21 protein-coding genes are annotated in these 12,385 nt (G+C 54.1%); all 21 read right to left on the reverse strand.

Annotation, left to right across the window (positions count from 1 at the left end; all coding sequences use genetic code 11):
- Positions 1–534 carry a 50S ribosomal protein L6 gene (gene rplF / locus LOY43_RS25460; RefSeq protein ID WP_003176412.1) on the reverse strand — a complete coding sequence of 178 codons (534 nt, stop codon included), beginning with the start codon at positions 532–534 and terminating at the stop codon, positions 1–3.
- A 12-nt stretch (positions 535–546) separates the two neighbouring features.
- Entirely contained in the window at positions 547–939 is a 393-nt protein-coding gene (gene rpsH, locus LOY43_RS25465; protein WP_007918458.1) for a 30S ribosomal protein S8, read from the reverse strand.
- 209 nt (positions 940–1,148) lie between these two features.
- On the reverse strand, positions 1,149–1,454 hold the full coding sequence (rpsN, locus tag LOY43_RS25470) for a 30S ribosomal protein S14 (RefSeq protein WP_003228726.1): 306 nt from the start codon (positions 1,452–1,454) through the stop codon (positions 1,149–1,151).
- 13 nt (positions 1,455–1,467) lie between these two features.
- Positions 1,468–2,007: a 50S ribosomal protein L5 gene (gene rplE / locus LOY43_RS25475; RefSeq protein ID WP_003176415.1), complete on the reverse strand. Its 540-nt coding sequence runs from the start codon at positions 2,005–2,007 to the stop codon at positions 1,468–1,470.
- 20 nt (positions 2,008–2,027) lie between these two features.
- Positions 2,028–2,342: a 50S ribosomal protein L24 gene (gene rplX, locus LOY43_RS25480; protein WP_008081905.1), complete on the reverse strand. Its 315-nt coding sequence runs from the start codon at positions 2,340–2,342 to the stop codon at positions 2,028–2,030.
- Between the two features lie 11 nt (positions 2,343–2,353).
- On the reverse strand, positions 2,354–2,722 hold the full coding sequence (gene rplN / locus LOY43_RS25485; protein WP_002555479.1) for a 50S ribosomal protein L14: 369 nt from the start codon (positions 2,720–2,722) through the stop codon (positions 2,354–2,356).
- A gap of 23 nt (positions 2,723–2,745) precedes the next feature.
- Positions 2,746–3,012, reverse strand: a complete 267-nt coding sequence (gene rpsQ / locus LOY43_RS25490) for a 30S ribosomal protein S17 (RefSeq protein WP_003194644.1) — start codon at positions 3,010–3,012, stop codon at positions 2,746–2,748.
- 2 nt (positions 3,013–3,014) lie between these two features.
- Positions 3,015–3,206, reverse strand: a complete 192-nt coding sequence (rpmC, locus tag LOY43_RS25495) for a 50S ribosomal protein L29 (protein WP_002555481.1) — start codon at positions 3,204–3,206, stop codon at positions 3,015–3,017.
- Entirely contained in the window at positions 3,206–3,619 is a 414-nt protein-coding gene (gene rplP / locus LOY43_RS25500; RefSeq protein WP_007896757.1) for a 50S ribosomal protein L16, read from the reverse strand. Before rplP ends, rpmC begins: the two co-directional genes overlap by 1 nt.
- Positions 3,620–3,631: 12 nt before the next feature.
- Complete coding sequence (rpsC, locus tag LOY43_RS25505) at positions 3,632–4,318, reverse strand: 30S ribosomal protein S3 (RefSeq protein WP_003176422.1); 687 nt, start codon at positions 4,316–4,318, stop codon at positions 3,632–3,634.
- A gap of 13 nt (positions 4,319–4,331) precedes the next feature.
- Entirely contained in the window at positions 4,332–4,664 is a 333-nt protein-coding gene (gene rplV / locus LOY43_RS25510) for a 50S ribosomal protein L22 (protein ID WP_003103908.1), read from the reverse strand.
- A gap of 11 nt (positions 4,665–4,675) precedes the next feature.
- A complete protein-coding gene (gene rpsS, locus LOY43_RS25515) occupies positions 4,676–4,951 on the reverse strand; it encodes a 30S ribosomal protein S19 (RefSeq protein WP_011336172.1) in 276 nt (91 codons plus the stop codon).
- Between the two features lie 16 nt (positions 4,952–4,967).
- On the reverse strand, positions 4,968–5,792 hold the full coding sequence (gene rplB / locus LOY43_RS25520; RefSeq protein WP_003228734.1) for a 50S ribosomal protein L2: 825 nt from the start codon (positions 5,790–5,792) through the stop codon (positions 4,968–4,970).
- Between the two features lie 14 nt (positions 5,793–5,806).
- Positions 5,807–6,106 (reverse strand): 50S ribosomal protein L23, encoded by a 300-nt coding sequence (gene rplW / locus LOY43_RS25525; protein ID WP_002555488.1) that lies wholly within the window; start codon positions 6,104–6,106, stop codon positions 5,807–5,809.
- Entirely contained in the window at positions 6,103–6,705 is a 603-nt protein-coding gene (gene rplD / locus LOY43_RS25530; RefSeq protein WP_007918468.1) for a 50S ribosomal protein L4, read from the reverse strand. The genes rplW and rplD overlap by 4 nt, the downstream gene beginning before the upstream one ends.
- 12 nt (positions 6,706–6,717) lie before the next feature.
- Positions 6,718–7,353 (reverse strand): 50S ribosomal protein L3, encoded by a 636-nt coding sequence (gene rplC / locus LOY43_RS25535; protein ID WP_003228738.1) that lies wholly within the window; start codon positions 7,351–7,353, stop codon positions 6,718–6,720.
- Positions 7,354–7,433: 80 nt separating this feature from the next.
- Positions 7,434–7,745 carry a 30S ribosomal protein S10 gene (gene rpsJ, locus LOY43_RS25540; RefSeq protein WP_003186070.1) on the reverse strand — a complete coding sequence of 104 codons (312 nt, stop codon included), beginning with the start codon at positions 7,743–7,745 and terminating at the stop codon, positions 7,434–7,436.
- Positions 7,746–7,902: 157 nt separating this feature from the next.
- Positions 7,903–9,096 carry an elongation factor Tu gene (tuf, locus tag LOY43_RS25545; RefSeq protein WP_064361246.1) on the reverse strand — a complete coding sequence of 398 codons (1,194 nt, stop codon included), beginning with the start codon at positions 9,094–9,096 and terminating at the stop codon, positions 7,903–7,905.
- A 31-nt stretch (positions 9,097–9,127) separates the two neighbouring features.
- Entirely contained in the window at positions 9,128–11,233 is a 2,106-nt protein-coding gene (gene fusA / locus LOY43_RS25550; protein WP_016984188.1) for an elongation factor G, read from the reverse strand.
- Positions 11,234–11,263: 30 nt separating this feature from the next.
- Complete coding sequence (rpsG, locus tag LOY43_RS25555; protein ID WP_007916467.1) at positions 11,264–11,737, reverse strand: 30S ribosomal protein S7; 474 nt, start codon at positions 11,735–11,737, stop codon at positions 11,264–11,266.
- A gap of 107 nt (positions 11,738–11,844) precedes the next feature.
- Positions 11,845–12,216: a 30S ribosomal protein S12 gene (rpsL, locus tag LOY43_RS25560; protein ID WP_003186084.1), complete on the reverse strand. Its 372-nt coding sequence runs from the start codon at positions 12,214–12,216 to the stop codon at positions 11,845–11,847.
- Positions 12,217–12,385: the final 169 nt, after the last annotated feature.

Genomic DNA, 12,385 nt, shown 5'->3' on the forward strand with positions numbered 1-12,385 from the left:
CTACTTCTTCTTGGCTTCTTTACGACGGACGACTTCGTCCGCGTAGCGCACACCTTTGCCTTTGTACGGCTCTGGTGGACGGAAGTCGCGGATCTCAGCGGCCACTTGACCTACCAGCTGCTTGTCGATGCCCTTGATCAGGATATCGGTCTGGCTAGGAGTCTCAGCGGTGATGCCTTCCGGCAGTTCGTAATCCACTGGGTGCGAGAAGCCAAGGGCCAGGTTCAAAACCGTGCCTTTTGCTTGCGCCTTGTAACCAACACCGACCAGCTGGAGCTTGCGCTCGAAGCCTTGGCTTACGCCTTGGACCATGTTGTTTACCAACGCACGCGTGGTACCGGCCATTGCGCGAGTTTGTTGATCGCCATTGCGAGCAGCGAAACGCAGCTCACCAGCTTCTTCAACGATCTCAACGGACGAATGGATGTTCAGTTCAAGAGTACCCTTGGCACCCTTCACCGAAAGCTGTTGGCCTGCGAATTTTACTTCGACACCGGCTGGCAGCTTAACGGGGTTCTTAGCGACGCGAGACATGCTTATCCCCCCTTAGAACACAGTGCAAAGAACTTCGCCGCCGACACCGGCAGCGCGCGCAGCACGATCCGTCATCACACCTTTGTTGGTGGAGACGATAGACACGCCAAGACCGCCACGAACTTTCGGCAGATCTTCAACGGACTTGTACTGACGCAGGCCTGGACGACTAACGCGCTTCACTTCTTCGATAACCGGACGGCCTTCGAAGTACTTCAGCTCGATGGACAACGACGGCTTAGCGTCGGTGGTGATCTGAAAATCCGCGATGTAACCTTCGTCCTTCAGGACTTTTGCTACAGCCACCTTCAGCGTGGAAGACGGCATGCTTACGACAGACTTTTCAGCCATCTGGGCATTACGGATTCGAGTTAGCATGTCCGCTAACGGGTCCTGCATACTCATGGGCTAGACGCTCCTAATACAGAAAAATTAGCCTTACGGCTACTACTTGTCGCCGAGAACTTCCGGGCATGAAAAACACGGGCTCAGGCGAGCCGGTCATTCTAGACACACCCCAGAAATGAATCAAGCCCCAAAAGGGGCTTGATTCAGATTCAAGGCCACCGATGGTCAGGTTCTTGGGAACCCGAACATCGAGACTTTGACAACAATTACCAGCTGGCTTTAACCAGACCTGGTACGTCACCACGCATTGCAGCTTCACGCAGCTTGTTACGGCCAAGGCCGAACTTGCGGTAAACGCCGTGCGGACGACCAGTCAGGCGGCAACGGTTACGCATGCGCGAAGCGCTTGCGTCACGTGGTTGCTTCTGCAGAGCTACGGTAGCTTCCCAACGCGCTTCTGGACTTGCGTTCAGATCAACGATGATAGCTTTCAGCGCTGCACGCTTGGTGGCGTACTTGGCAACAGTGAGCTGACGCTTCAGCTCACGGTTTTTCATGCTCTTCTTGGCCATTTTCCTACTCCAATCAGTTGCGGAACGGGAATTTGAAAGCACGCAGCAGAGCGCGGCCTTCATCATCGTTCTTGGCAGTGGTGGTCAGGGTAATGTCCAGACCGCGGAGAGCATCGATCTTGTCGTAGTCGATTTCCGGGAAGATGATCTGCTCTTTCACGCCCATGCTGTAGTTACCACGACCATCGAAGGACTTGGCATTCAGGCCGCGGAAGTCGCGAACCCGAGGCAGGGAGATCGACAGCAGACGATCCAGGAACTCATACATACGCTCACGGCGCAGAGTCACCTTGACGCCGATCGGCCATCCTTCACGGACTTTAAAGCCAGCGATGGATTTACGAGCGTAGGTCACAACGACTTTTTGGCCGGTGATCTTTTCCAGGTCAGCAACAGCATGCTCGATGACTTTTTTGTCACCAACAGCTTCGCCCAGACCCATGTTCAGGGTGATTTTTGTAACGCGTGGAACTTCCATCACGTTCGAAAGCTTAAGTTCTTCCTTAAGCTTCGGTGCGATTTCCTTCCAGTAAATCTCTTTTAGTCGTGCCATGGTCTTCTACCTAGCAGTGTTCAAGCATCAACCGCTTTTTGGGTCGACTTGAAGACACGAATTTTCTTGCCGTCTTCTACTTTGAAACCAACGCGGTCAGCCTTGTTGGTTTCGCCGTTGAAAATGGCGACGTTAGAAGCGTCCAGTGGAGCTTCTTTTTCGACGATACCGCCTTGCACGCCCGACATCGGGTTAGGCTTGGTATGACGCTTTACCAGGTTCAGACCGCTGATAACCAGACGGTTATTAGCAAGAACCTTGAGCACCTTACCGCGCTTACCTTTGTCTTTGCCGGCGATCACGATGATCTCGTCGTCACGACGAATCTTTTGCATGTCGGATCTCCTTACAGCACTTCTGGGGCGAGCGAGACGATCTTCATGAACTTCTCAGTACGAAGTTCACGGGTCACTGGCCCAAAGATACGGGTGCCGATCGGCTCTTGCTTGTTGTTCAGAAGAACAGCAGCGTTGCCATCAAAGCGGATAATGGAGCCATCAGCACGACGTACGCCGTGACGAGTGCGGACTACAACAGCAGTCATCACTTGGCCTTTTTTCACTTTACCGCGAGGAATTGCTTCCTTCACGGTAACTTTGATGATGTCACCGATACCAGCGTAACGACGATGGGAGCCACCCAGCACCTTGATGCACATAACACGGCGAGCGCCGCTGTTATCGGCCACATCGAGCATGGATTGAGTCTGAATCATATAATTTCTCCGACCCCTAGTCCTTAGACTTCCACAGCGCGTTCGAGAACATCAACCAGCGCCCAAGACTTGGTCTTGGCCATAGGACGAGTTTCACGAATAGTGACTTTGTCGCCGATGTGGCACTGGTTGGTTTCGTCGTGCGCGTGCAGCTTAGTCGAACGCTTAACGTATTTACCGTAGATCGGGTGCTTTACGCGACGCTCGATCAGTACGGTGATGGTTTTGTCCATCTTGTCGCTGACAACACGGCCAGTCAGCGTACGGACAGTTTTTTCGGCTTCAGCCATGATCACTTACCTGCCTGCTGGTTGAGCACAGTCTTCACGCGAGCGATGTCACGTTTAACTTGCGAGAGCAGATGAGACTGCCCCAACTGGCCAGTTGCTTTCTGCATACGCAGATTGAACTGGTCGCGCAGCAAGCCGAGCAGTTGCTCGTTCAGCTGCTGTGCGGATTTTTCACGAAGTTCATTCGCTTTCATCACATCACCGTCCGTTTAACAAAGGCGGTGGCGAGCGGCAGCTTTGCAGCAGCCAGGGCAAAAGCCTCACGCGCCAGCTCTTCAGAAACACCCTCGATTTCATACAGGACTTTGCCTGGCTGAATCTGGGCAACCCAGTACTCCACACTACCCTTACCTTTACCCATACGAACTTCGAGGGGCTTTTTGGAAATAGGCTTGTCCGGGAATACACGGATCCAGATCTTGCCGCCACGTTTAACGTGACGGGTCAGAGCACGACGCGCTGACTCGATCTGACGAGCGGTGAGACGACCACGAGCTACAGACTTCAGCGCGAACTCGCCGAAGCTGACTTTGCTACCGCGCTGAGCCAGACCACGGTTGTGGCCTGTCATCTGCTTGCGGAACTTCGTACGCTTAGGTTGCAACATTTGGCGTACCCCTTACTTAGCAGCTTTTTTACGAGGCGCTGGTGCTTGTGGTTTCAGCTCTTCTTGGCGACCACCAATAACTTCGCCTTTGAAGATCCAAACCTTTACACCGATCACACCGTAAGTGGTGTGAGCTTCGTAGTTGGCATAGTCGATGTCGGCACGCAGGGTGTGCAATGGCACACGACCTTCGCGATACCATTCAGTACGTGCGATTTCAGCACCGCCGAGACGACCGCTCACTTGGATTTTGATGCCCTTGGCACCAATGCGCATGGCGTTCTGTACTGCGCGCTTCATAGCGCGACGGAACATTACACGACGCTCCAGCTGCTGAGCTACGCTCTGCGCAACCAGCATACCGTCGAGCTCCGGCTTGCGGATCTCTTCGATATTGATGTGCACAGGCACACCCATTTGCTTGGTCAGGTCCTGACGCAGTTTCTCAACATCTTCACCTTTCTTCCCGATAACGATACCTGGACGAGCGGTGTGGATGGTGATACGTGCAGTTTGGGCCGGACGATGGATATCGATACGGCTTACGGACGCGCTTTTTAGTTTGTCTTGGAGATACTCACGCACTTTCAGATCTGCGAACAAGTAGTCCGCATAAGTCCGACCGTCTGCGTACCAGACGGAGGTGTGCTCCTTGACGATTCCCAGGCGAATGCCAATGGGATGTACTTTCTGACCCATCTCTTCGACTCCGTTACTTGTCAGCAACCTTGACAGTGATATGGCAAGACCGCTTGACGATGCGATCAGCACGGCCTTTGGCACGTGGCATGATGCGCTTCAGCGAACGCCCTTCGTTGACGAAAACGGTGCTGACCTTCAGGTCATCAACGTCTGCGCCTTCGTTATGCTCGGCGTTGGCTACGGCCGACTCCAGCACTTTCTTCATGATCTCGGCGGCTTTCTTACTGCTGAAAGCCAACAAGTTGAGCGCTTCGCCCACCTTCTTCCCGCGGATCTGGTCGGCGACCAAGCGGGCTTTCTGGGCGGAGATTCGAGCGCCCGACAACTTAGCGGCTACTTCCATTTCCTAACCCCTTAACGCTTGGCTTTCTTGTCAGCCACGTGCCCGCGATAGTTGCGGGTACCGGCGAACTCGCCCAGTTTGTGGCCGACCATGTCTTCGTTAACGAGAACTGGGACGTGCTGACGACCGTTGTGTACTGCGATGGTCAGACCGACCATTTGTGGCAGGATCATCGAACGACGCGACCAAGTCTTAATTGGTTTGCGATCGTTCTTTTCCGCCGCCACTTCGATCTTCTTCAGTAGGTGAAGATCAATAAAAGGACCTTTTTTCAGAGAACGTGGCACTGTCGTATCCCTCTATTTACTTGCGACGACGGACGATCATTTTGTCGGTACGCTTATTACCACGAGTCTTCGCGCCCTTAGTCGGGAAGCCCCATGGCGATACCGGATGACGACCACCAGAGGTACGACCTTCACCACCACCATGTGGGTGGTCAACCGGGTTCATGGCAACACCACGAACGGTTGGGCGAACGCCACGCCAGCGCTTGGCACCAGCTTTACCCAGCGAACGCAGGCTGTGCTCGGAGTTCGAGACTTCGCCCAGGGTCGCACGGCATTCAGCCAGTACTTTACGCATTTCACCGGAACGCAGACGCAGGGTAACGTAAACGCCTTCACGAGCGATCAGCTGAGCCGAAGCACCAGCGGAACGAGCGATCTGTGCGCCTTTACCTGGCTTCAGTTCGATGCCGTGTACGGTAGAACCCACTGGAATGTTGCGCAGTTGCAGAGCGTTGCCTGGCTTGATTGGAGCCAGAGCGCCTGCGATCAGCTGGTCGCCAGCACTCACGCCTTTAGGGGCGATGATGTAGCGGCGCTCGCCGTCTGCGTAGCAGAGCAGTGCGATGTGAGCAGTACGGTTTGGATCGTATTCGATACGCTCGACAGTGGCGACGATGCCATCTTTGTCGTTGCGACGGAAATCGACCATACGATAATGCTGCTTATGACCACCACCGATGTGACGCGTGGTAATACGGCCATTGTTGTTACGACCACCAGTCTTCGATTTTTTCTCGAGCAGCGGTGCGTGAGGAGCGCCTTTATGCAGCTCCTGGTTGACCACCTTGACCACAAAACGGCGGCCAGGGGAAGTCGGTTTGCATTTAACGATTGCCATGATGCACCCCTTCCTTACTCAGCACTGCTGCTGAAATCGAGATCTTGGCCTGGCTGAAGGGAGATAACTGCCTTCTTCCAGTCATTACGCTTGCCCAGACCGCGAGCAGTGCGCTTGCTCTTACCCAGAACATTCAGGGTAGTGACGCGCTCTACTTTCACGCTGAACAGGCTTTCGACGGCCTTCTTGATTTCCAGCTTGGTTGCGTCAGTAGCAACCTTGAAAACGAACTGGCCTTTCTTGTCTGCCAGAACCGTAGCCTTCTCGGAAACGTGCGGGCCAAGCAGAACTTTAAATACGCGTTCCTGGTTCATCCCAGCAGCTCCTCGAATTTCTTCACGGCCGACACGGTGATCAACACCTTGTCGTATGCGATCAGACTAACTGGATCGGAACCTTGAACATCACGTACATCTACGTGCGGCAGGTTGCGAGCAGCCAGGTACAGGTTCTGATCAACAGCGTCCGACACGATCAAAACGTCGGTCAGGCTCATGTTGTTCAGCTTGCCCAGCAGATCTTTGGTTTTCGGAGTTTCAACAGCGAAATCCTGAACCACGACCAGGCGATCAGTACGCACCAGCTCAGCAAGGATGGAACGCATTGCTGCGCGGTACATCTTCTTGTTCAGCTTCTGGGAGTGATCCTGTGGACGTGCTGCAAAAGTGGTACCGCCGCCACGCCAGATTGGGCTACGGATAGTACCGGCACGAGCACGGCCAGTACCTTTCTGACGCCATGGGCGCTTACCGCCACCACGAACGTCGGAACGGGTCTTTTGCTGCTTGGTACCTTGACGGCCGCCGGCCATGTAGGCCACGACTGCTTGGTGAACCAGCGTCTCGTTGAATTCGCCGCCAAATGTCAGTTCGGAAACTTCGATCGCTTGAGCGTCATTTACATTTAATTGCATGTCAGCTTCCCCTTAACCGCGAGCCTTGGCTGCTGGACGTACAACCAGGTTGCCGCCAGTAGCGCCAGGAACAGCACCCTTGACCAACAACAGATTGCGTTCAGCGTCCACGCGCACTACTTCCAGGGACTGCACGGTCACGCGCTCAGCGCCCATATGACCGGACATTTTTTTGCCCTTGAATACACGACCAGGAGTCTGGCACTGGCCGATAGAGCCTGGGACGCGGTGGGATACGGAGTTACCGTGGGTGTTATCTTGCCCGCGGAAATTCCAACGCTTGATCGTACCCTGGAAGCCTTTACCCTTGGACTGACCGGTTACATCAACCAGTTGACCAGCGGCGAAGATTTCAGCGTTGATCAGATCGCCAGCCTGGTACTCGCCTTCTTCAAGACGGAATTCCATGGTAGTGCGACCAGCGGCAACGTTCGCTTTAGCGAAGTGGCCAGCCTGAGCTGCTGTTACACGCGAAGCACGACGCTCGCCGACAGTGACTTGCACTGCACGATAGCCATCGGTCTCTTCAGTTTTGAACTGGGTGACGCGATTCGGCTCGATCTCAATGACCGTGACCGGAATGGAGACACCTTCTTCGGTGAAAATACGGGTCATACCGCATTTACGACCGACTACACCAATAGTCATGTTGTAAACCTCATGAGTGTACGGGGCTTTCACCCGCTATGGCCGCCCATTTCAGAGCGTTACACGACTAAGACCGAGTCTTAGCCGAGGCTGATCTGCACTTCCACACCGGCCGCAAGATCAAGCTTCATAAGAGCATCAACGGTTTTATCCGTTGGCTGGACGATGTCCAGAACGCGCTTATGAGTGCGGATTTCGTACTGGTCGCGCGCGTCTTTGTTGACGTGCGGAGAAACCAGAACGGTGAACCGCTCTTTACGGGTAGGCAGTGGAATTGGACCACGCACTTGAGCACCAGTACGTTTCGCGGTTTCCACGATTTCCTGGGTTGATTGGTCGATCAGGCGATGGTCGAAAGCCTTCAACCTGATACGGATTTGCTGATTTTGCATTGGATTTCAGACTCCGGCTGCTATTCCCACCGAGCGCAATACGCCCGTTAAAAGGAGGCGCAATTCTATAGACGCCCCAGATAGGTGTCAACCCAATAAAAAAGCCCCCGCTGAGCGGGGGCTTTTTCAAAGCATCAAGCAAACTCTAAAAAGAGAATTACTCGATGATTTTAGCTACGACGCCAGCGCCGACGGTACGACCGCCTTCACGGATAGCGAAACGCAGACCATCTTCCATCGCGATGGTTTTGATCAGGGTAACAGTCATCTGAATGTTGTCACCTGGCATTACCATTTCAACGCCTTCTGGCAGCTCGCAGTTACCAGTCACGTCAGTAGTACGGAAGTAGAACTGTGGACGGTAGCCTTTGAAGAACGGAGTGTGACGACCGCCTTCTTCCTTGCTCAGAACGTAAACTTCTGCAGTGAACTTGGTGTGCGGCTTAACCGAACCCGGCTTAACCAGAACCTGACCACGCTCAACGTCGTCACGCTTGGTACCACGCAGCAGAACGCCGCAGTTCTCGCCAGCACGACCTTCGTCGAGCAGCTTGCGGAACATTTCAACACCGGTGCAAGTAGTAACGGTGGTGTCACGCAGACCAACGATTTCCAGCGGATCCTGAACGCGAACGATACCGCGCTCGATACGACCAGTCACAACAGTACCGCGACCCGAGATCGAGAATACGTCTTCGATTGGCATCAGGAATGGCTTGTCGATCATACGAACTGGTTCTGGGATGTAAGCATCCAGAGTCTCAACCAGTTTCTTGACGGCAGTGGTGCCCATCTCGTTGTCGTCTTTGCCTTCCAGAGCCATACGAGCCGAACCGATGATGATTGGAGTGTCATCGCCCGGGAAGTCGTAGGTGGACAGCAGGTCGCGAACTTCCATCTCAACCAGTTCCAGCAGCTCAGCGTCGTCTACCAGGTCAGCCTTGTTCAGGAAAACCACGATGTACGGAACACCTACCTGACGGGACAGCAGGATGTGCTCACGGGTTTGTGGCATCGGACCATCAGCGGCCGAGCAAACCAGAATAGCGCCGTCCATTTGAGCAGCACCGGTGATCATGTTCTTCACATAGTCAGCGTGACCTGGGCAGTCGACGTGAGCGTAGTGACGGATCTTCGAGTTGTACTCAACGTGCGCGGTGTTGATGGTGATACCGCGAGCTTTTTCTTCTGGTGCGCTGTCGATCTTGTCGAAGTCAACGATTGCGGAACCGAAAACTTCGGAGCAAACGCGAGTCAGAGCAGCAGTCAGAGTGGTTTTACCGTGGTCAACGTGACCGATGGTGCCAACGTTGACGTGCGGTAGGGAACGATCAAATTTTTCTTTAGCCACGACAATTAACTCCTAGCCTAAAGGGGCTGAATCAGCCTTGTTTTTTGGTTACGGATTCGACGATGTGCGACGGAGCCGTATCGTATTTTTTGAATTCCATAGAGTAGCTTGCGCGACCCTGGGACATGGAACGAACGTCGGTCGCATAACCGAACATCTCACCCAGTGGAACCTCGGCACGGATAACCTTGCCGGACACTGTGTCTTCCATACCCTGGATCATGCCACGACGACGGTTAAGGTCGCCCATCACATCACCCATATAGTCTTCAGGCGTAACAACCTCTACAGCCATGATCGGCTCAAGCAACTCACCACCGCCCTTCTGGGCCAGCTGCTTGGTCGCCATGGAGGCAGCCACTTTAAACGCCATCTCGTTGGAGTCGACGTCGTGGTAAGAACCATCGAACACGGTAGCCTTCAGGCCGATCAGCGGATAGCCGGCAACAACGCCGTTCTTCATCTGCTCTTCGATACCCTTCTGGATAGCCGGGATGTATTCCTTAGGAACCACACCACCTACAACTTCGTTCACGAACTGCAGACCTTCCTGACCTTCGTCAGCAGGAGCAAAACGGATCCAGCAATGGCCGAACTGACCACGACCGCCGGACTGACGAACGAACTTGCCTTCGATTTCACAGTTCTTCGTGATGCGCTCACGATACGAAACCTGAGGCTTGCCGATGTTGGCTTCGACGTTGAACTCACGGCGCATCCGGTCAACCAGGATGTCCAGGTGCAGCTCGCCCATGCCGGAGATGATCGTCTGACCAGTCTCTTCATCAGTTTTAACGCGGAAAGACGGGTCTTCCTGAGCAAGCTTGCCCAGAGCGATACCCATTTTTTCCTGGTCATCCTTGGTCTTAGGCTCTACGGCAACCGAAATAACCGGCTCCGGGAAGTCCATGCGAACCAGGATGATTGGCTTGTCAGCGTTGCAGAGGGTTTCACCAGTGGTGACGTCCTTCATGCCGATCAGGGCCGCGATGTCACCAGCGCGTACTTCCTTGATCTCTTCACGGGCGTTTGCGTGCATTTGCACCATACGACCCACGCGCTCTTTTTTACCTTTAACCGAGTTGATCACGCCGTCACCGGAGTTCAACACGCCCGAGTAAACACGGACGAAGGTCAAGGTACCCACGAATGGGTCGGTAGCGATCTTGAACGCCAGAGCCGAGAACGGCTCCGCATCGTCTGCATGACGCTCCAGCTCGATTTCCTCGTTATCAGGGTCAGTACCCTTGATCGCAGGAATGTCGGTCGGTGCAGGCAGGAAGTCGATAACGGCGTCGAGAACCAGGGGAACACCCTTGTTCTTGAACGAAGAACCGCAAACAGCCAGAACGATTTCGCCGGCGATAGTACGCTGACGCAAAGCAGCTTTGATCTCTTCGATCGACAGCTCTTCGCCTTCCAGGTACTTGTTCATCAGCTCTTCGTTGGCTTCAGCAGCAGCTTCAACCATGTTGTTGCGCCACTCTTCAGCCAGCTCTTGGAGCTCAGCAGGAATGTCCTTGCGAACAGGGACCATACCTTTGTCAGAGTCATTCCAGTAGACAGCTTGCATGTTGATCAGATCGATCTGACCCTGGAAGTTGTCTTCGGAACCGATGGCCAACTGGATCGGCACCGGAGTGTGACCCAGACGCTGCTTGATCTGACCGATCACGCGCAGGAAGTTGGCACCAGCACGGTCCATCTTGTTTACGTAAACAAGACGTGGAACACCGTATTTGTTGGCTTGACGCCATACGGTTTCCGACTGAGGCTCAACACCCGAAGTACCGCAGAACACAACGACAGCGCCGTCGAGTACGCGCAGGGAACGCTCAACTTCAATAGTGAAGTCAACGTGGCCCGGGGTATCGATCACGTTGAAGCGGTGCTCATCCTTGTACTGCTTCTCGGAACCTTTCCAGAAAGCGGTGATGGCAGCAGAAGTAATGGTAATACCACGCTCCTGCTCCTGCACCATCCAGTCTGTGGTCGCGGCGCCATCATGCACCTCGCCCATTTTGTGACTTTTGCCGGTGTAAAAAAGGACGCGCTCGGTGGTGGTGGTTTTACCAGCATCCACGTGAGCGACGATACCGATGTTACGGTAGCGGCTAATCGGAGTAGTACGAGCCATAAAGCCCTCGCAAAATTAGTGAAGCTAAAATTAGAAGCGGTAGTGCGAGAAAGCTTTGTTGGCTTCAGCCATACGGTGCACGTCTTCACGCTTCTTAACAGCAGCACCTTTACCTTCAGCAGCATCCAGCAGTTCGCCAGCCAAACGCAGAGCCATAGACTTCTCGCCACGCTTACGGGCGAAGTCTACCAACCAGCGCATTGCCAGGGCGTTACGACGGGAAGGACGAACCTCGACCGGAACCTGGTAAGTAGCACCACCAACGCGGCGCGACTTCACTTCGACCAGCGGAGCGATGGCGTCGAGTGCTTTTTCGAAGAGTTCCAGGGGATCGGTGCCAGCCTTACGGGTCGCAACGGTTTCCAGGGCACCATAAACGATACGCTCGGCAACGGCTTTCTTGCCGCTTTCCATAACGTGGTTCATGAATTTGGCGAGGATCTGGCTTCCGTATTTCGGATCGTCCAGAATCTCACGCTTTGCTGCTACGCGACGTCTTGGCATGATAAGCCCTCAAGCGGTCTTCAGGTTAGCTCGGGACAGATCCAATGGATGCGTGCCCGACCTTACTCTTATCGACTCAATAAAATGAAAATCTGCAAAACGGCCGATTACTTCGGACGCTTGGTACCGTACTTCGAACGACCCTGGTTACGGCCTTTAACGCCGGAAGTATCCAAGGAGCCGCGAACGGTGTGGTAACGAACACCTGGCAAGTCTTTTACACGACCGCCGCGGATCAGTACCACGCTGTGCTCTTGCAGGTTGTGACCTTCACCACCGATGTACGAGGAAACCTCGAAACCGTTGGTCAGGCGCACACGGCATACTTTACGCAGTGCCGAGTTAGGTTTTTTCGGCGTGGTGGTGTACACACGGGTGCACACGCCACGACGTTGCGGGCAGTTCTGCAGCGCAGGTACGTCGGATTTCTCGACGATACGCTTACGCGGCTGACGTACCAGCTGGTTGATAGTTGCCATCTACTAGCTCCACTGTTGTCTTGCGACGCTATTGTCTTGCAAGAAAAGCAAAATGGCAGGAACGAATTCCCGCCAAATTTAGGGGATCAAGAGTCTAAAGAGGATCTTGTCCCCAGTCAAGGCAAGGCCCCGACCTCCCCGCCCTTCGAACCTCGACAAAATGTCTCGA

It is taken from the genome of Pseudomonas sp. B21-041, from assembly GCF_024748675.1.
Taxonomy (GTDB): domain Bacteria; phylum Pseudomonadota; class Gammaproteobacteria; order Pseudomonadales; family Pseudomonadaceae; genus Aquipseudomonas; species Aquipseudomonas neuropathica.

What these genes read in the sequence shown, in the direction of transcription:
- rpsQ (WP_003194644.1), bottom strand. Translation starts at nt 3,012, where the DNA reads ATGGCTGAAGCCGAAAAAACTGTCCGTACGCTGACTGGCCGTGTTGTC.
- rplP (WP_007896757.1), bottom strand. Translation starts at nt 3,619, where the DNA reads ATGTTGCAACCTAAGCGTACGAAGTTCCGCAAGCAGATGACAGGCCAC.
- rpsJ (WP_003186070.1), bottom strand. Translation starts at nt 7,745, where the DNA reads ATGCAAAATCAGCAAATCCGTATCAGGTTGAAGGCTTTCGACCATCGC.
- rpmC (WP_002555481.1), bottom strand. Translation starts at nt 3,206, where the DNA reads ATGAAAGCGAATGAACTTCGTGAAAAATCCGCACAGCAGCTGAACGAG.
- rplF (WP_003176412.1), bottom strand. Translation starts at nt 534, where the DNA reads ATGTCTCGCGTCGCTAAGAACCCCGTTAAGCTGCCAGCCGGTGTCGAA.
- fusA (WP_016984188.1), bottom strand. Translation starts at nt 11,233, where the DNA reads ATGGCTCGTACTACTCCGATTAGCCGCTACCGTAACATCGGTATCGTC.
- rplV (WP_003103908.1), bottom strand. Translation starts at nt 4,664, where the DNA reads ATGGAAGTAGCCGCTAAGTTGTCGGGCGCTCGAATCTCCGCCCAGAAA.
- rplC (WP_003228738.1), bottom strand. Translation starts at nt 7,353, where the DNA reads ATGACTATTGGTGTAGTCGGTCGTAAATGCGGTATGACCCGTATTTTC.
- rplX (WP_008081905.1), bottom strand. Translation starts at nt 2,342, where the DNA reads ATGCAAAAGATTCGTCGTGACGACGAGATCATCGTGATCGCCGGCAAA.
- rpsN (WP_003228726.1), bottom strand. Translation starts at nt 1,454, where the DNA reads ATGGCCAAGAAGAGCATGAAAAACCGTGAGCTGAAGCGTCAGCTCACT.
- rpsH (WP_007918458.1), bottom strand. Translation starts at nt 939, where the DNA reads ATGAGTATGCAGGACCCGTTAGCGGACATGCTAACTCGAATCCGTAAT.
- rpsL (WP_003186084.1), bottom strand. Translation starts at nt 12,216, where the DNA reads ATGGCAACTATCAACCAGCTGGTACGTCAGCCGCGTAAGCGTATCGTC.
- rplW (WP_002555488.1), bottom strand. Translation starts at nt 6,106, where the DNA reads ATGAACCAGGAACGCGTATTTAAAGTTCTGCTTGGCCCGCACGTTTCC.
- rplB (WP_003228734.1), bottom strand. Translation starts at nt 5,792, where the DNA reads ATGGCAATCGTTAAATGCAAACCGACTTCCCCTGGCCGCCGTTTTGTG.
- rpsG (WP_007916467.1), bottom strand. Translation starts at nt 11,737, where the DNA reads ATGCCAAGACGTCGCGTAGCAGCAAAGCGTGAGATTCTGGACGATCCG.
- rplE (WP_003176415.1), bottom strand. Translation starts at nt 2,007, where the DNA reads ATGGCACGACTAAAAGAGATTTACTGGAAGGAAATCGCACCGAAGCTT.
- rplN (WP_002555479.1), bottom strand. Translation starts at nt 2,722, where the DNA reads ATGATTCAGACTCAATCCATGCTCGATGTGGCCGATAACAGCGGCGCT.
- rpsC (WP_003176422.1), bottom strand. Translation starts at nt 4,318, where the DNA reads ATGGGTCAGAAAGTACATCCCATTGGCATTCGCCTGGGAATCGTCAAG.
- rplD (WP_007918468.1), bottom strand. Translation starts at nt 6,705, where the DNA reads ATGCAATTAAATGTAAATGACGCTCAAGCGATCGAAGTTTCCGAACTG.